Annotated in this window: 14 protein-coding genes and 1 riboswitch; of the genes, 7 read left to right on the top strand and 7 right to left on the bottom strand. The window is 74.6% G+C overall.

Annotated elements, in window-relative coordinates:
• Window positions 1-40: 40 nt before the first annotated feature.
• On the top strand, window positions 41-1,042 hold the full coding sequence (locus tag D7M15_RS14670; protein ID WP_121517924.1) for a hypothetical protein: 1,002 nt from the start codon (window positions 41-43) through the stop codon (window positions 1,040-1,042).
• Between the two features lie 141 nt (window positions 1,043-1,183).
• Here the strand turns inward: D7M15_RS14670 and D7M15_RS14665 are convergent, their stop codons facing one another.
• From D7M15_RS14665 to D7M15_RS14650, 4 genes are all read right to left on the bottom strand, one after another.
• Complete coding sequence (locus D7M15_RS14665) at window positions 1,184-2,374, bottom strand: cystathionine gamma-lyase (protein ID WP_121517923.1); 1,191 nt, start codon at window positions 2,372-2,374, stop codon at window positions 1,184-1,186.
• Between the two features lie 80 nt (window positions 2,375-2,454).
• A complete protein-coding gene (locus D7M15_RS14660) occupies window positions 2,455-3,450 on the bottom strand; it encodes a fructosamine kinase family protein (protein WP_121517922.1) in 996 nt (331 codons plus the stop codon).
• A gap of 11 nt (window positions 3,451-3,461) precedes the next feature.
• On the bottom strand, window positions 3,462-4,058 hold the full coding sequence (locus tag D7M15_RS14655; protein WP_121517921.1) for a low molecular weight protein-tyrosine-phosphatase: 597 nt from the start codon (window positions 4,056-4,058) through the stop codon (window positions 3,462-3,464).
• A 10-nt stretch (window positions 4,059-4,068) separates the two neighbouring features.
• Window positions 4,069-4,443, bottom strand: coding sequence for a phage holin family protein (locus tag D7M15_RS14650; protein WP_121517920.1), 375 nt, complete (start codon window positions 4,441-4,443; stop codon window positions 4,069-4,071).
• A gap of 42 nt (window positions 4,444-4,485) precedes the next feature.
• Between D7M15_RS14650 and D7M15_RS14645 the strand changes: the two genes are divergently transcribed.
• Both D7M15_RS14645 and D7M15_RS14640 read left to right on the top strand, forming a co-directional pair.
• Entirely contained in the window at window positions 4,486-4,803 is a 318-nt protein-coding gene (locus D7M15_RS14645) for a cupin domain-containing protein (RefSeq protein ID WP_121517919.1), read from the top strand.
• A gap of 183 nt (window positions 4,804-4,986) precedes the next feature.
• Window positions 4,987-5,211, top strand: a complete 225-nt coding sequence (locus D7M15_RS14640; RefSeq protein ID WP_121517918.1) for a DUF5326 family protein — start codon at window positions 4,987-4,989, stop codon at window positions 5,209-5,211.
• Here D7M15_RS14640 and D7M15_RS14635 read toward each other — a convergent pair.
• Window positions 5,171-6,730 carry a YibE/F family protein gene (locus D7M15_RS14635; RefSeq protein WP_121517917.1) on the bottom strand — a complete coding sequence of 520 codons (1,560 nt, stop codon included), beginning with the start codon at window positions 6,728-6,730 and terminating at the stop codon, window positions 5,171-5,173. The two genes, D7M15_RS14640 and D7M15_RS14635, sit on opposite strands and share 41 nt — an antisense overlap.
• A gap of 70 nt (window positions 6,731-6,800) precedes the next feature.
• A riboswitch (TPP riboswitch) is annotated at window positions 6,801-6,914 on the top strand.
• On the opposite strand from D7M15_RS14635, the gene thiC reads away from it, so the two are divergent.
• The 4 genes from thiC to D7M15_RS14615 all read left to right on the top strand — a co-directional run bounded on the left by thiC (window position 6,909) and on the right by D7M15_RS14615 (window position 12,310).
• Window positions 6,909-8,867: a phosphomethylpyrimidine synthase ThiC gene (gene thiC, locus D7M15_RS14630; protein ID WP_121520792.1), complete on the top strand. Its 1,959-nt coding sequence runs from the start codon at window positions 6,909-6,911 to the stop codon at window positions 8,865-8,867. Its footprint overlaps the riboswitch before it by 6 nt.
• Window positions 8,868-8,964: 97 nt before the next feature.
• Window positions 8,965-10,368, top strand: coding sequence for a VWA domain-containing protein (locus D7M15_RS14625; protein WP_121517916.1), 1,404 nt, complete (start codon window positions 8,965-8,967; stop codon window positions 10,366-10,368).
• Between the two features lie 244 nt (window positions 10,369-10,612).
• Window positions 10,613-11,566, top strand: a complete 954-nt coding sequence (locus D7M15_RS14620; protein ID WP_121517915.1) for a LysR family transcriptional regulator — start codon at window positions 10,613-10,615, stop codon at window positions 11,564-11,566.
• A 135-nt stretch (window positions 11,567-11,701) separates the two neighbouring features.
• On the top strand, window positions 11,702-12,310 hold the full coding sequence (locus tag D7M15_RS14615; protein WP_121517914.1) for an NUDIX hydrolase: 609 nt from the start codon (window positions 11,702-11,704) through the stop codon (window positions 12,308-12,310).
• 36 nt (window positions 12,311-12,346) lie between these two features.
• Here D7M15_RS14615 and D7M15_RS14610 read toward each other — a convergent pair whose 3' ends face one another.
• The gene (locus tag D7M15_RS14610; protein WP_206337487.1) at window positions 12,347-13,195 is read right to left on the bottom strand and encodes a pyridoxamine 5'-phosphate oxidase family protein; all 849 of its coding nucleotides are present in this window, start codon (window positions 13,193-13,195) and stop codon (window positions 12,347-12,349) included.
• Between the two features lie 348 nt (window positions 13,196-13,543).
• The gene (locus D7M15_RS14605) at window positions 13,544-15,775 is read right to left on the bottom strand and encodes a globin domain-containing protein (protein ID WP_121517913.1); all 2,232 of its coding nucleotides are present in this window, start codon (window positions 15,773-15,775) and stop codon (window positions 13,544-13,546) included.
• Between the last annotated feature and the right edge of the window lie 86 nt (window positions 15,776-15,861).

Below are 15,861 nucleotides of genomic sequence, written 5' to 3'. Positions count from 1 at the left end.
ACCGACAGCGCGGCCCTACGGCTCCGAGGAGCATCGGGGGATGCAGATGAACAGCGCTCCGCACCTGCTGGTCGAGGACCGGCCCGAGTTCGAGCGGGTCCTCGACGAGGCGCTGCGCACCGCACGCCGCCGTACGGGCCCGGCGACCACCGGCCCACGGCTGAACGACGAACAGTTGCGCACGATGGCGCTCGACGCCGCCGAGCCGATCGCGGCCTGCGCCGCCGCCGAGTACGCGCGCTTCACGGCGCTCCGTGACGACCTGCGGCAGCGGGTCGACGCGCCGTCGTACGGGGCGGGTTCCGACCCGCGACCGGACCCGGGCACGGGCACGGGTGCCGGTACGGACGACGGGGGTGACGGGAGCGGTGGCGGTGGCGCGCGGGACGCCGGTGCCGCGGGACTGGGCCTGGCCGGGGCGATGACCGCGGGCCTCACGGACACGGCGGGGGCGGGGGCCGTCGCGATGGTCTCCGTGCTGGCGCCGCTCCTCGCCGGTACCGCCGCCTGCATCTTCCTGATCGTCGGCTACGCCCTGCACATGCTGTCGCCCGAACCCGCCCTGGCCGCCGCCCTGCGGAACGCGGGCTGGGCGTTCGCCGTGCTCGCCGCCGCCACGGCGCTGGCGGGCATGGCCGGGCTGCTGCTCGCGGCGGTGCGCAACGGCGCCAGCTCCGTCCGCGCGCCGGTCGGTGCCGTGTCCGGCGGGCACGATCCGCACGGCGGGCTCGCCGCGGAGGTGGCCGAGGCGCGGGACGCGTGGCGTACGGCGCTGCGCGACCGGGGTGTCGAACCGTTCCTGCGGGACGCGCTCGACGGCCCGTCCACCGCGCCCGCCCGTACGACGGGCCCGGCCCTGCCGGACACCCGGGGCGGCGCGCCGGACGAGCACCGCACGCCGCGCCTCGGCTACTCGCACCCGAGCTACTCCAGCCCGGCGTCGCGGAGTCCGGGCGAGACGGACACCACGACGCGGCCGCGGTTCTCCAGCCCCGACTACTCCAGCCCGGACTACGGCGGACCGGAGCACGCCCCGGAGTGACGCCGCGCGCGGCACGCCCCCCGGCGCTCCACCGCGCCCCGGCCCCACCCGAAGCCCGCCCCGATCGGGTCGGCCGCGCCGTACGCACGGTCCGCCGCACGTACGCCCGTCGCACGTACCGCCCGCCGCACGTACCGCCCGCTACGCCGCCGGGTCCGGGCCCGAAGCCGCCCGCTCCAGCGCCCGTTCGACGTCCGCCACGAGGTCCGCCGCGTCCTCCAGGCCGACCGACATCCGGACGAACCCCTCCGGCACCGCGTCGCCGCCCCAGCGCGCCCGCCGCTCCGCCGTGGTGCGCACGCTGCCGAAGCTGGTGGCGTCGTCGACCAACCGCAGGGCGGCCAGGAAGCGTTCGCAGAACTCCCGGTCGGGCAGCGTGAACGACACCAGGCACCCGAACCGCCGCATCTGGCGCGACGCCAGCGCGTACGACGGGTCGGACGGCAGCCCGGGATGCCGTACGTCGCGCACCTCCGGCCGTCCGCCCAGCGCCTCCGCGAGCGCCAGCGCGTTCTCCGCCTGGCGGCGCGTGCGCACCTCCAGCGTGGCCAGCGACCGGTGCGCGAGCCACGCCTCCATGGGGCCGGGGATGGCGCCGACGGTTTTGCGCCACTGCCGTACGGTCGCGGCGAGTTCGGGGTCGCGGCAGGCGACGTAGCCGAGCAGTACGTCGCCGTGGCCGGTCAGCGCCTTGGTGCCGCTGGCGACGGAGAAGTCCGCGCCGAGGGCGAGCGGGCGCTGCCCGAGGGGTGTGGCGAGGGTGTTGTCGACGGCGACGAGGGCGCCGCGCGCGTGGGCGGCGTCGGTGAGGCGGCGGATGTCGCACACGTCGAGGCCGGGGTTGGACGGCGACTCGATCCACAGCAGGCGCGCGCCGTCGAGCGCGTCGAGTTGCGCGTCGCCGCCGGTGGGCGCCGTACGGACCTCGACGCCGTAGCCCTCCAGGCGTTCGCGGGTGGGGACGAGCAGGTTGTAGCCGTCGGAGGGGAGCACGACGACGTCGCCGGGGCGGGCGGTGCCCAGCAGCACGGCGGAGATCGCGCCCATGCCGGACGCGAAGGTGACGGTGTGCACGGGTCCGGGGACGCCGCCGTCATCGGCGCCCGTGGCGTCGTCCGCGTCCGGCGCCTCCAGCTCCCCGATGGCCTGTTCCAGCGCCGTCCAGGTGGGGTTGGCGTCGCGGCCGTACGCGTACGGGGCGCCCGTCGGGTCGCCCGGCAGGTGGTAGTGCGCGGCGAAGACCGGGCCGGGGAGCGGCGCCGCGTACGGCTCCTCCTCGGGCAGCCCGGCCCGTACGACGCGGGTGCCGTCGCCGTCTGCGCTGGCGCTCATACGGGTCCTCCAGGGGTACGTCGCGGGGGTGTCGGGGGCCGGGGCTCGGGGCCGGGGCCGGGCGGTGGTGCGGCGCGCGGTCACGACGCGAGGGCGGCGCGCGCCGCCGCCCCGCACCGTGCACCGTAACCGGCGCCGAACAGGGCGGCGTGCACCAGGAGATGCTGGAGCTGGTGCAGCGGCACCCGCGCGGCCCGCCCGTCGACGGGCCGCAGCTCCTCGTACGCGGCGAGCACCCGTGTGAGCAGCGGGCAGCCGAACAGTTCCAGCAGCGCCAGGTCCGTCTCCGGGTGCCCGCCCTGCGCGGCCGGGTCGACGAGGTGGGCGCGGCCGTCGGCGGACCAGTGGACGTTGCCGGACCACAGGTCGCCGTGGATCACGGCGGGCGGCTGCGGCGGTCCGGCGACGCGGTCGAGCGTGCCGCAGAGCCGTTCCACGGCGGCGGCGTCGGCGGGCTCCAGCGCGCCGTTGTCGACGGCGCGGCGGAGGAACGGCAGCAGCCGGTGCTCGGCGTGGAACGCGGGCCAGTCCGCCGCGCGGGTCGCCGGGTGCGCGGGGTCGGGGGAGGTCAGCGGCAGCGGGCCGAGGTACGCGGCGCGGCCCGGAGTGCCGTACGACGGCGCCGGGGTGGCGTGCAGGGCGGCGAGGTCGCGGCCGAGGCGTTCGGCCTGCGCGGGGGTGGGCGGTCCGGGCTCCACCCAGTCGAGGACGAGCAGCCCCTCCGTCACGGCGGCCGTACCGGGCACCGCCACGGCGCCGGTGTCGCGGAGGTCGCGCAGCCCGGCGGCCTCGGCGGCGAAGAAGTCCGGGGGCGCGTCGGGGAGCGTCTTGGCGAACACGGTGCGGGCGCGTGCGGCGGGCGGTACGGGTGCGGGTGCGGGTGTCGCCAGGGGCGCGGTCGTCGGTGCGGGCGCGGTCGTCGGTGCGGATGCGGACGCGGGTGTCAGCTCGACGCGCCACGCGGCGCAGATCGAGCCGCCGCCCACGGCCCCGGCGTACCGGAGTCCGCCGCCCAGCAGCCGCGCCACGCGCGTGCCGACGGCCGTCGCCTCCCGGCCGCCCGAACTCCCCCGCATCCGCGCCGCCTTCAGCCCGCGCCCGTACCGGCGCCGGGGCCCGTACCCGCGCCGGGGCCCGCGCCCGTGGCGACCGCGTCGCCGACCTCCGCGAGCAGCCCCGGCATCGCGGCCTCGACGAGCGCGAGGCACGCGTCGAAGCCGTCCGGGCCGCCGTAGTACGGGTCGGGGACGTCCGGGCCGTCCGCCTCCGGGTCGTACGCGCGCAGCAGCCGTACCCGTGCCGCGTCCGCCTCCGACGGGGCCATGGCCCGCAGCTCCCGCAGGTGCCCGCGGTCCAGGGCGATCACCAGGTCCCGGCGGGCGAACCAGTCCGCCGTGAACTGCCGCGCCCGGTGCGCCCGTTCCCGCCCGGCGCCGCACCCGGCCGCCGTCAGCACCGCGACCGTGCGCGGGTCCGCGCCGTCCCCCTCGTGCCAGCCGCCCGTACCGGCGCTGTCCGCCACCACCAGCCCGGCCAGCCCGTCCTCCGCGAGCCGGTCGCGGAGGACGGCCTCGGCCATGGGGGAGCGGCAGATGTTGCCGGTGCACACGAAGCACACGCGGTACGGGCGCGGGTCGCCGTACGTCCCGTCGCGCGTCTCGTCGTCACTCTCGTCGTACGTCATCGGGTGCGGGTCAGTCCTCCGGGAGGGCCATGTTCAGCGCCCAGGACACGACGGAGATGATCAGGCCGCCGAGCACGGCGGTGCCGAAGCCCTCGACGTGGAAGGCCAGGTCCATCTTGTCGGCGAGCCACGAAGTGAGCATCAGCATCAGGGCGTTGATCACCAGCGTGAACAGTCCGAGGGTGAGGATCAGCACCGGCAGCGACAGGAGCTGCACGATCGGCTTGACGACGAAGTTCACGAGCCCGAAGATCAGCGCGACCACGATCAGGGTGACCGTCTTGCGCCCGGTGTTGTCCCCGGTCAGGGTGATGTCCGCGAGTACCCAGATGGCCACGGCCAGCGCACCCGCGTTGGCCAGCGTCTTGATGAGGAAATTGGTCATGACACAAGGGTTCCAGAGAACGCGGGAAAGTGGGGAGCAGGGGTGAAGGCATTCCGGCTGGAGGAGCTGGAGGCGGAACGGGCCGCGAACGACGGCGCGTACCTGCGGTTCCTCCGGGAACGGCACATGTCCGCCGGGCTGTACGCGCTGGACCGGGGCGCGCAGGACCCGCAGCAGCCGCACGCCCAGGACGAGGTGTACCTGGTGGTGAGCGGCCGCGCCTCGCTCACGGTGGGCGAGGAGACGACGCAGGTGGCGCGGGGCAGCGTGGTGTACGTACCAGCGGGGGCGCCGCACCGGTTCCACCACGTCACGGAGGACCTGCGGGTGATGGTGGTGTTCGCGCCGCCGGAGGGCTGAGGGCGGGGCGGGGCGGGGTGAGGGTCACGTAGGGGTCCGGTCAGGGACGAACCGGGGCCGAGCGCCCTCCCGGCCACCGGCACCGCGCTCTAGCATCGGAAGCGGAACGGATTCACGTGCCGTCCCCGGGACCGCGGACCTCCGCGGCCCCCGGCGGCACCTCGCAGCAGAACGGGAGCTCTCATGGCCGCACAGGACGTCTTCGCCACGATGCCGTGGTGGGTGAAGTGGGTCGCCGTACCGCTGGTCGTGCTCGTCGTCTTCGGCGGCCTGATCGCGAGCGTCGTCGGCTTCCTCATCGCGCTGCTGTTCAAGGTGCTGGTGGTGGTCGCCGTGATCGGCGGACTGATGTACGTGGTGCGCCGGTTCACTTCGGCTTCCTCCTCCTCCCGCCACGACGACTGGTGACCGGGCCCGGTTGCCGCCCCTCGGGCCCCCGGGTGCCGGGCTGATCCCCGGAGCCGGGCCACCCCGCGCCGGTACCGGCGTCACCACCCGGCCGTGCCGCCTCGCCCGTACGTGCCGCCTCGCCCGTACGTACCCCCGTTGACCGCTCCGCCGCCTCCGCGGCGTCCGGTCGGCCGACACCTCCCCCGTGCCGGTCGGCGGAGACCACCAGCGCCGCCAGCAGCGTCGTCAGCGGCACCGACGCCACCAGCCCGATGGACCCCACCAGGGTCCGTACGATCTCCTGCGCGACGAGTTCGCTGCCCGCGACCGTGCCGACGCTGCTCTCCGCGATCGTGAACAGCAGCAGGAGCGGAAGCGACGCACCCGCGTACGCGAGCACGAGGGTGTTCACCACCGACGCGATGTGGTCGCGTCCGATGCGCATCGCCGCCCCGTACAGCGCGCGCCTGCTGAGCGACGGGTCGGCCTGCTTCAGCTCCCACACGGCGGACGTCTGGGTGACCGTCACGTCGTCCAGCACACCGAGCGAACCGATCAGCACGCCCGCCAGCAGCAGCCCCTTGATCTCGATGTCCGGGTAGAGGCCGTGCACCAGGCCGGTCTGGTCGTCGGTGTTGCCCGTCAGCTGCGCCCAGTCGATGAACACCGAGCCGAGCAGCCCGATCAGCAGCAGCGACGACAGGGTGCCGAGCGCCGCGACGGACGTACGGGCGGAGAGGCCGTGGCAGAGGTACAGCGCCGTCAGCATGATCGCGCTGCCCCCGACGACGGCGACGACCAGCGGGTTCGAACCCTCCAGTATGGCGGGCAGGATGAACAGCGTGAGCACCGCGAAGCTCACCACCAGCCCCACCAGCGCCAGCACCCCGCGCAACCGCCCGACCAGGACCACCACGAGCGCGAAGATCCCCGCGAGCAGCAGCATGGGGAAGGTGCGGTCCACGTCGATGACGCTGTACTGGAGTTCGCGCGGCGCCTTCTCCGCGTACGCCACGACCACCTTCTGGCCGGTGCTGTACGTGCGGGTGGCGTCCGGCGTGACGACCTCCTTGAACGTGTGCCCCTCGTCCTTGCCCGCCGTCACCTCCACCGTGGCCTGTTGGCAGCGGTCGCCGCGGCCCGCGCTCGGCTGCTGGCCGGGCGGGGGCTGCTGCGGCTGGGCGTTGACGTCCTCGCAGTCGACCTCCTTCACGGCGGTGACGCGCGCGTCGAACGTGGGACGGTCGAAGCCGACACCGCTGGGGCCGCCGCTGTGCCGGGCGTCGCCGGGCCACAGCACGATCATGCCGACGGCGATCACCGTGGCGAACGGGATCAGGACGGCCGCGATGACCTTGCGCAGATGGCGGGAGACGGGCGCGGCGGGACCGTGCGAGTGGGTGTGGCCGTGGCCGTGGGCGTGGCCGTGGGCATGGGGAGGGGCGGGGTCGCCGGGGCTGTCGCCGGGTGCGCCGTCGTGGCCGCCGGGCGGGCCGTGCGGGCGGCGGTTCGGGGGCGTGTCGGGTGTCGGGGTCACGACCAGATCATGCCAACCCCGTCCGGGCACCCTGGCCAGCACCACACCCGTGCCGTAGCGTGGCGCCCGCTGTAGACATCGCGGGAGCTCCGAGCACGGGGCTGAGAGGGCGCTGAGACGGCTGCGCCGACCGCCGAACCTGTTACCGGGTAATGCCGGCGTAGGGAGTTGGGTCTCCATGACCACGCAGAACGCACGCACGCCTGAACGCGCCCAGGAGGCGCCCGAGTCCGCCGGACCGACCGGGCCCACCGGCCCGACCGGGTCCGCGGAGCCGTCCGGATCGCGCGCACCGGGCTGGCACAAGGACTACGTGAGCGGGTCGCGCCCGGACATCCGGGTCCCGGTCCGCCGCGTACACCTGACGAACGGCACGGACGTGACGCTGTACGACACCTCCGGCCCGTACACCGATCCGCACGTCGACACCGACGTGCGCCGCGGCCTGGCGCCGCTGCGGGAGCACTGGATCGTCGCCCGCGGCGACACCGAGGAGTACGCGGGCCGCGCCCCGCGCCCCGAGGACGACGGCCTCAAGCACACGTCCCCGCGCGGCGTACGCCTCGGGGGCGGCGGCCGGGAGGCGGCCCCGGGCGCCACGGCGGACGCGGCGCCCGCCGGGCTCGACGCCGTGTTCCCCGGCCGTCCACGCCGCCCGCGCCGCGCGCGTACCGGGGCGGACGGCGTACGGCCCGCGGTGACCCAACTCGCGTACGCGCGGCAGGGGGTGATCACACCGGAGATGGAGTACGCGGCCCTGCGCGAGGGCCGCGCGCCCGAGTTCGTACGGGAGGAGATCGCCGCCGGACGCGCCGTCCTCCCCGCGAACGTCAACCACCCGGAGATCGAACCGATGGTCATCGGCCGGAACTTCCTGGTGAAGGTCAACGCCAACATCGGCAACTCCGCCGTCACCTCCTCCATCGAGGAGGAGGTCGAGAAGATGACCTGGGCCACCCGCTGGGGCGCCGACACGGTCATGGACCTCTCCACCGGCCGGAACATCCACACCACCCGCGAGTGGGTCCTGCGCAACTCCCCCGTCCCCATCGGCACGGTGCCGCTCTACCAGGCGCTGGAGAAGGTCGACGGCCGCGCGGAGAAGCTGAGTTGGGACGTCTACCGCGACACCGTCGTCGAGCAGTGCGAGCAGGGCGTCGACTACGTCACCGTGCACGCGGGCGTCCTGCTGCGGCACGTACCGCTGACCGCGCGCCGGAAGACCGGCATCGTCTCGCGCGGCGGCTCGATCATGGCCGCCTGGTGCCTGGCGCACCACCGGGAGAGCTTCCTCTACACGCACTTCGAGGAGCTGTGCGACATCCTGCGGGCGTACGACGTGACGTTCTCGCTCGGCGACGGGCTGCGCCCGGGGTCGATCGCGGACGCCAACGACGAGGCGCAGTTCGCGGAGTTGCGCACCCTGGGGGAGCTGACGCGGATCGCGCGGGACCGCGACGTGCAGACGATGGTCGAGGGCCCGGGGCACGTACCCATGCACAAGATCAAGGAGAACATCGACCTCCAGCGGGAGATCTGCGACGAGGCGCCGTTCTACACCCTCGGCCCGCTCACCACGGACATCGCGCCCGCGTACGACCACATCACCTCGGGCATCGGCGCGGCGATGATCGGCTGGTGGGGCACGGCGATGCTCTGCTACGTCACGCCCAAGGAGCATCTGGGGCTGCCGGACCGGGACGACGTGAAGACGGGCGTCATCACGTACCGGATCGCGGCGCACGCGGCGGACCTCGCCAAGGGCCACCCCGGAGCGCAGGACTGGGACGACGCGCTGTCGGAGGCGCGGTTCGACTTCCGCTGGGAGGACCAGTTCCAGCTGGCCCTCGACCCGGAGTCGGCCCGCGCGTTCCACGACGAGACGCTTCCGGCGGAGCCCGCGAAGACGGCGCACTTCTGCTCGATGTGCGGGCCGAAGTTCTGCTCGATGCGGATCAGCCGCGACATCAACGAGCGCTTCGGCCCCGACGGTGACGGTTCCGGTGACGGGGAGGGTTCCGGCGGTCGGGACGGCGGTCGGGCGTTGACCGGGGCGGAGATCGAGGCGGGGATGCTCGCCAAGTCCCGCGAGTTCGCGGAGTCGGGCCACCGCCTCCACCTGCCCCTCGCGGACTGACGCCCGCCGTGGCCCCCTTGGCCGGCCCCGGGGTACGCCCCGGGGCCGGCCGAGCGGAAGCCTCCCGTCCGGGCGGGCGGGTCGGCACAATGGGGGCATGACGGCCAGAACCCTGAGCAAGGGCGCCAATCTCCCCGTCGACGCGGCCGCCGTACGCGCCGTGCTCACCTGGTCGGAGGGGCCGGGCGTACCCGACGTGGACGCCTCCGCGCTGCTGCTCGACGCGGGCGGACGGGTGCGCGGCGACGGCGACTTCGTCTTCTACAACCAGCCGCGGCACACCTCCGGCGCCGTCACCCACCTGGGCAAGCGGCGCGACACCGGGGCCGTGACGGACGCCGTCGAGGTACGGCTGGACGCGCTGGAACCTGCCGTCGAGCGCGTCGTGCTGTGCGCCTCGGCGGACGGCGGCACGTTCGGGCAGGTGCCGGGGCTGGCGCTACGGCTGCTGGACGCGGGGAGCGGGGCGGAGCTGGCGCGGTTCGCGATGACGGCGACGACGGAGACCGCGTTCGTCGGCGGGGAGCTGTACCCGCGGCAGGGGCGGTGGAGGTTCCGCGCGGTGGGGCAGGGGTACGCGTCGGGACTCGCCGGGCTGGCCACGGACTTCGGCATCAGCGTGGACGAACCGCGGCCCGTGCGGGAGGCGCCGCCGGGACCCGTACCGCGGGCGCCCACGCGGCCCGCACGGCAGGCGCCCGTACCGCCGGGGCCGCCCGCGCGGCCCGTACGGGAGGGGCCGCGCGCGGGGGAGGAGCGGCTGCCGTACGACATGCGCGAGCGGCTGTCCCTGCGCAAGGAGCAGGTCGCCGTCAGCCTGCGCAAACACGGCGCCGCCGGGGTGACCGCGCGCGTGGTCCTCGTCCTCGACGCCTCCGGTTCCATGGCCGCCGTCTACGCCAGGGGCGTCGTGGCCGACGTGGTGGAGCGGATGGCCGCAGTGGCCGCGCAGTTGGACGACGACGGCGAGATGCAGGCGTGGACGTTCGCCTCGGCCCCGGCCCGCCTGCCCGACCTGCGGCTGGGCGAACTGCCCGAGTGGCTGCGGCTGCACGTCCGCATCGGTGAACTGGGCCTCTTCCGGCGCCGCAAGCCGAAGAAGGGCCTGCTGCCGGGGCAGGTCGACATGCGGGACGTCGGCATCCAGAACGAGGAGCAGAAGGTGATCGCGGAGGTCCGCGCGTACGTACGGGCGCACCCCACCACCGTCCCCACCCTCGTGCTGTTCTTCTCCGACGGCGGCGTCTACCGCGACGACGAGATCGAGCGCGAGCTGCGCGCCGCCGTGGACGAGCCGGTGTTCTGGCAGTTCGTGGGGCTGGGCCGGTCCTCGTACGGCGTGCTGGAACGCTTCGACACCCTGCCCGGCCGCCGCGTCGACAACGTCGGTTTCTTCGCCGTGGACGACATCAGCGGCGTCCCGGACCAGGAGCTGTACGACCGGCTGCTGTCCGAGTTCCCGTCCTGGATCACCGCGGCGGGCCGGGCGGGCGTCCTCTGACGGGCCGCGCCCGCGCGCGGGCGGCACGCGCCCGCCGGGGCGGTTCGAGGCTCCCCCCTCGTGCCTCGAACCGCCCACGGCTCCCGGTTCGCGGGGCCCGTCACCGGGTCGCGTACGCCAAGAGCCGTATCTCCCAGGCTAGTTGGCACGGGATCGGTGTCCAATCACTGTGTCGACATGTATCTATCGATATATTTATCGCTCCGTCCGGGGGCCGCAGCGGCACGAACACACCGGAGGTGACGTGGAACTGGACCTCCTGCGTACGTTCCTCGCGGTGCACAGGGCGGGCTCGTTCACACGCGCCGGGGCGCTGCTGGGGCTGTCGCAGCCCGCGGTGACCGGGCAGATGCGCACCCTGGAACGGCGGTTGGGCAGGCCCCTGTTCGACCGCGGGGCGCGGGGCGTCACGCCGACGGCCGCCGCGGACGAACTCGCCCGCAAGGTCGCCCCGCACCTCGACGCGCTGCTGGAGTTCTCCGAGGCGGGCGTCGCCGGGGAGCCGGAGGAGCGGACCGTGCACCTCGCCGGGCCACCGGAGTTCACGTCGCTGCGCGTCCTGCCCGCGCTGGCACCGCTGGTGGCGGAGGGGCTGACGGTACGCACGGTCTTCGGCACCACCGAGGAGAACCTCGACGGGCTGGCCACCGGGCACTGCGACCTCGCCCTCAGCACGGCCCGGCCGCGCGGCGAACTGCTCGCCACGACGGCGCTGTGGGACGAGGAACTCGTCCTCGTCGGCACCCCGTACTGGGCCGGGCACTTGGGCGGGGCGACGGGGACGGTTGGGGTGGTTGCGGCGGTTGGGGCCACGGAGGCGGCGGAACGGGCGCCCGCGTCCGTCCTCCTGCCCGCGCTCGCGGACGTACCCGTCGTGGCCGTGCACGAGAGCCTGCCGCTGCTGAGCCGCTACTGGGCCACCGTCTTCGACGCCGACAGCCCGGTGACACGGTCGGCCGCCGTCGTCGTACCCGACCTGCGGGCCGTGCTCGACACCGTCCTCGCGGACGCCGGGATCGCCGTGCTGCCGCGCTACCTGTGCGCCGCCGCCCTCCACGACGGCCGCCTCGTCGCGCTGCTCGAACCGCAGATGCCGCCGCTGCGCACGTACTTCCTGTCGGTACGCGCGGGCACCCTCGCCCTGCCGCACCTCGCGCGCGCCCACGAGCGGCTGCTGCGCGCGGCGACGTCCTGGTGACGCGTACGGGGTGACGCGTACCGGGGATGGCAACGTGCCGGCGGACGACACGTACCGGCGGGTCACACGTACCGGTCGACGGGCCCGGCGGCGCCGCGGGGTTTCGCGGGGCCCGGCGCGGGCCACATCTCCCCCATGCCCCATGAACGTCCCGTGGTGAAACGTACCGCCCGCGCCATCCTCCTCGACGGCCCCGACATGATCCTCATCAAGCGCACCAAACCGGGCCTCGACCCGTACTGGATCACGCCCGGCGGCGGCGTCGAACCGGACGTGGACGCGACCGTCGTGGACGCGCTGCACCGCGAGGTGGACGAGGAGCTGGGGGCGGAAGTCACCGGCGTCGTCCCCGCGTTCGTCGACACCGTGCCCGAACCGGGCCCGGCGGACGGGGACTTCGCCGATGCGGACGGGCCGGTGGGAGCAGTCGAGCCGGACGGCTCCGACGGCGTGAAGGTGCAGCACTTCTTCGCGTGCCGACTCGTGTCGATGGACACGTCACGGCGGCACGGGCCCGAAGTGGACGAGCCGTGCGGGGAGTACGAGATCGTGCGCATCCCGTTCAGCCGCGCGGGCATCGCCTCGGTGGAGGTGGTGCCGCCGTCGCTGCGCGCGTACCTGGACGCCAACATCGAGGGCGTACTGACCCTGCTCGCCCCGGACCTCGGTCAGGTCGTCCAAGGCGGCGGCGTGGGCCCGGCCGACCCGACAGATCCGGCCGGATCGGCTCCCGGGGGTCCGTAGAACGCGGCCCGTGGCCCCGAGCCCGTACGCCGCAGGTCAGCCGAACCAGCCCTGGAACGTTTCCGCGCGTTCGCTCTCCTCCACCGCACGCGCGCGCCGCTCCGCCTCCGCCAACGCCCGCTCGGCCTCCTCGCGCCAGGCCGCCTGCTGCGGTACGAACGGCGACGGCCGCGGCGGGAGCGCGGGCAGCACCGGGCGCGCGCCGCGCACCGGCAGCAGCGGGTCGCCCGGCGCCGCCGGTGCCTCCACGTGCTCACGCGGCGGGCGCTCCACCGGGCCGCGTTCCCGGGCGTCCCGCGCGCTGCCGAAGAAGTCCCCGCCCTTGCGGCGGTAGTCGTCGGTGCCCCACTCGCGCGCGGTGCGCTTCGGCGCCTTCTGGAGGTGCGGGATGTGCTTGGCGCAGTGGATGTACGCCTCCTCGACCCCGACCCGTACCCACAGCCGCGTACGGCGGCCCGGCATCGGGTCGTGCGGCAGGTCGGGGTGGAGCGCCCGCATCTCCTCGTCCTCGACCACCTCGGCGCTGCCGTTGACGTGCAGACCGATCCGGGCGCGGATGAAGTCGACCATCAGGATGCCCAGATGAGGGTTCTCCTGGATGTTGCCGAGGCTGGCGTGCACGCCGTTGCCGCGGTACTCCGGGTAGACCAGGGTCCGTTCGTCCAGGACCCGCAGGAAGCCGGGCGGCCCGGCGCGGAAGCTGCTGTCGCACTCGCCGTGCCGGTCGGCGGTCGACAGGAAGAACATCTCCTGCTGGAGCGTGAACTCCCGCATCCGCTCGTTGAGATGGTCCAGGACCTGTTCGTCGTAGAAGCGGTCGGCACGCTCGGTCGTGTCGAGCTTCTGCTGGAGGGCGTGCTCACCGTCGCTGCCCGGCCGGGGCACGACCTCGGTGCTCCGGGAGTGCTGCTCGTACCGCGTCTCGCCTGCCTCGGCATCTGCCACCTGCGCTGTCTCCTTCTGCTTCCCCAGGCCGGGGCCCGGCCGCTCGGCCCCGGGGACGCGTCGCGCGCGGCCGGTGCCGCGGTGCTCCGTCGCGACGAGGCCGAGCGGGTGCGCTCCGCCGCGGTGTGCTGCGTCGTGCTGTGTGCTGCTGCGTGTGTGTTGCTGCGTGCTGCGTTCGTCGTGCCGTCGGTGCCGGGTCGTCGTGCCGGTGGTCCGTACGGGGCGGGGTGGTGACGGTGGTGCGTACGTGCCCCGCCGGGGCGGGCCCGCCCCGGCGGCGCCCCGCCGCTACTGCGCGGCCGCGACCAGCTCGTCGATCGAGTCGTGGTGTATGCGGTGGGGCGGGATGCCCGCTCCTCTGAGCGCGTCCACGGCGCTGCGTATCATCCCGGGCGGCCCGGACAGGTAACCGTCGTACGCGCTCCACGGGCCGTACTGCCGTATCACGTCCGGCAGTTGGCCCTCCAGCGGCTGCGCCGACCCGAGATGGGCGGCGGCGTGCCCGACCCCGTGCGTGGGGCCGTCCGACACGACGGGCCGCACCGACAGCCACGGGTGCTGGTCACCGAGGCGCAGCATGGTGTGCAGGTCGTACAGGTCGTGGTCGCTGCGGGCGCCGTAGAACACCTCGACGGGGCGGGACCTGCCGTGGCCCGCGACGTCCTCGACCAGCGCCTTGATCGGCGCGATGCCGGTGCCGCCGCCGAGGCAGAGGAGGCCGGTGTCGCTGGTGTGGTCGACGGTCATGGTGCCGGTCGGCGGGCCGATCCGCACCACGTCGCCGGGGCGCGCGCGGTGCACGAGCGCGTTGGAGACCCAGCCCGCGGGCACCGCCTTCACGTGGAAGGTGAGGAGACCGTCGGGGCGGGGCGCGGACGCGAACGAGTAGTGCCGCCACACCCGCGGCCACCACTGCGTCTCCAGGCTGGTGTACTGCCCGGCGCGGAACGGGTACGGCTGGTCCGGCCGCATCGTCAGCACCGCGATGCCGGGGGTGCGCATCTCGTGGGCGACGATCTCCGCGTTCCACCAGGCGGGGGCGCGCTTCTCGTCCTCGGCGGCGGCGTCGATCATGATCTGGGAGATGACCGTGTAGACCCGCACCCAGGCGGCCTCGGACTCCTCGCTCCACGTGTGCTTGCAGTACTGCGTGAGCGCGGCGATCAGGCACTCGCCGACGGCCGGGTAGTGCTCGGGCACCGTCCCGTACTTGCGGTGGCCGCGGCCCAGCCCGGAGAGGTACTGGCCGAGGACGTCCGGGTCGTCGCTCAACCGCGCCGCCGTCAGGAGCGCGCGGAAGATGCGGTCGCGCTGGGTGTCCATGGAGGCGGGGAACAGCTCGCGCAGCTGGGGGTGCTGGACGAACAGCAGGGCGTAGAAGTACGCGGTGGCGGAGTCCGCGACCGGCTCGATCTCCTCCAGCGTGCGGCGGATGAGCGTGCTGTCGTCGGCGGGGCCGAACTCGGGCAGGGGCGTGCGGAGTTGGATCGGCTCGGGAGCGGGCTCCGGCTCCGGATCCGGCTCGGGTGCCGGGGCGGGTGTTGGCGCGGCGGCCTGAACGGGCGCGGGCTCCGGCTCGGGAGCCTGCGCTTGGGGCTGGGGCTGGGCTTGGGGCTGGGGCTGGGGCTGCGCGGTCTCCGGCCGTGCCTCCCCGGTGGGGGGCGGGGCGGTGTCCGCGCCGGGCGCGGGCGCGTGGCCCTGTGCCGGGTGGGGCGCCGGGTCGGGGTGGGGCGCTGCCTGCGGGACGTGGTGCACGCCGGACATCGGCACACGGGGCGCGGCCGGGACGCGCTGCGGCAACGGGGAACCGCCCTGCTCCGGCACGGCCGTCGCCGCGTGGCCCTGCGGCGGTTCGGCGTCGGCCGCGCCACGGGCGAAGTCCTGCCCCGGCGCCGCGTGACCGGGGACGTTCTGGCGGGGGGCCTCGGCGGGGGCGCTGCCGCGCGCCTCGGCCGCCTCGGGGGTGTCGTGGCCCGTACGGTCCGCGCGCTCGTGCTCTTGCGGGCGTGCCTGCGGCTGCTCCGTCCGCCGTACGGCCCGCTGCTCCGCGTTCCGCACCGTCTGCTGCACCGCCTCGCGCAGCGCCGCCGGGTCCGTGTCACGGACCGAACCGCCTCCGGTGCCCCTCGCGTGCTGCGTACGGTCGCCGCGACCGGCGCCCTGCGCCTGCCGTGCGGCGCCCGAACCGACCGGGCGTATCGGGGTGACGGGGCGGCTCGGCTTGGGTATATCCTCGCCGTCCGATCCGTGCGGTACGCGCTCGTGCGCCGCCGACGACGGTGCCGTACCGTCCTCGGTCGGCCCTCCCGACCAGGCGTTCTCGCCCTGTCGACCGGGTGTCCCGTCGGGCCCGGAGCGGGAGGCGCGGCGCGCCTGCTCCGCACGGGCGTCCTGCGCGTCGTCGGAGGCGTCGCCTCCCTTACGGGCGGCGGCCGTCGGGGCGAACCAACTCCAGTCGCCGCCGCCGTCGTTACCGCCGTCGCCAGCAGAAGTGCCGTTATCGGCTGACGTGGTGGTCATTACTCTGCCTCGCCTCGAACGTCTTCCGGTCGGACCACGAACTTCCCGCACAGGGAAGGCGCCTGCAATGAGACCCCGTGAGACAT

This window comes from Streptomyces sp. Z26 (assembly GCF_003665095.1).
In the GTDB taxonomy this organism is placed as follows: domain Bacteria; phylum Actinomycetota; class Actinomycetes; order Streptomycetales; family Streptomycetaceae; genus Streptomyces; species Streptomyces phytohabitans.
The sequence above is the reverse complement of the archived record's forward strand: the minus strand, read 5'-3'. Positions and strand labels throughout refer to the sequence as shown.

What these genes read in the sequence shown, in the direction of transcription:
- D7M15_RS14625 (WP_121517916.1), top strand. Translation starts at nt 8,965, where the DNA reads ATGACGGCCAGAACCCTGAGCAAGGGCGCCAATCTCCCCGTCGACGCG.
- D7M15_RS14605 (WP_121517913.1), bottom strand. Translation starts at nt 15,775, where the DNA reads ATGACCACCACGTCAGCCGATAACGGCACTTCTGCTGGCGACGGCGGT.
- thiC (WP_121520792.1), top strand. Translation starts at nt 6,909, where the DNA reads ATGACCACGCAGAACGCACGCACGCCTGAACGCGCCCAGGAGGCGCCC.
- D7M15_RS14670 (WP_121517924.1), top strand. Translation starts at nt 41, where the DNA reads ATGCAGATGAACAGCGCTCCGCACCTGCTGGTCGAGGACCGGCCCGAG.
- D7M15_RS14650 (WP_121517920.1), bottom strand. Translation starts at nt 4,443, where the DNA reads ATGACCAATTTCCTCATCAAGACGCTGGCCAACGCGGGTGCGCTGGCC.
- D7M15_RS14615 (WP_121517914.1), top strand. Translation starts at nt 11,702, where the DNA reads ATGCCCCATGAACGTCCCGTGGTGAAACGTACCGCCCGCGCCATCCTC.
- D7M15_RS14655 (WP_121517921.1), bottom strand. Translation starts at nt 4,058, where the DNA reads ATGACGTACGACGAGAGTGACGACGAGACGCGCGACGGGACGTACGGC.
- D7M15_RS14640 (WP_121517918.1), top strand. Translation starts at nt 4,987, where the DNA reads ATGGCCGCACAGGACGTCTTCGCCACGATGCCGTGGTGGGTGAAGTGG.
- D7M15_RS14660 (WP_121517922.1), bottom strand. Translation starts at nt 3,450, where the DNA reads ATGCGGGGGAGTTCGGGCGGCCGGGAGGCGACGGCCGTCGGCACGCGC.
- D7M15_RS14665 (WP_121517923.1), bottom strand. Translation starts at nt 2,374, where the DNA reads ATGAGCGCCAGCGCAGACGGCGACGGCACCCGCGTCGTACGGGCCGGG.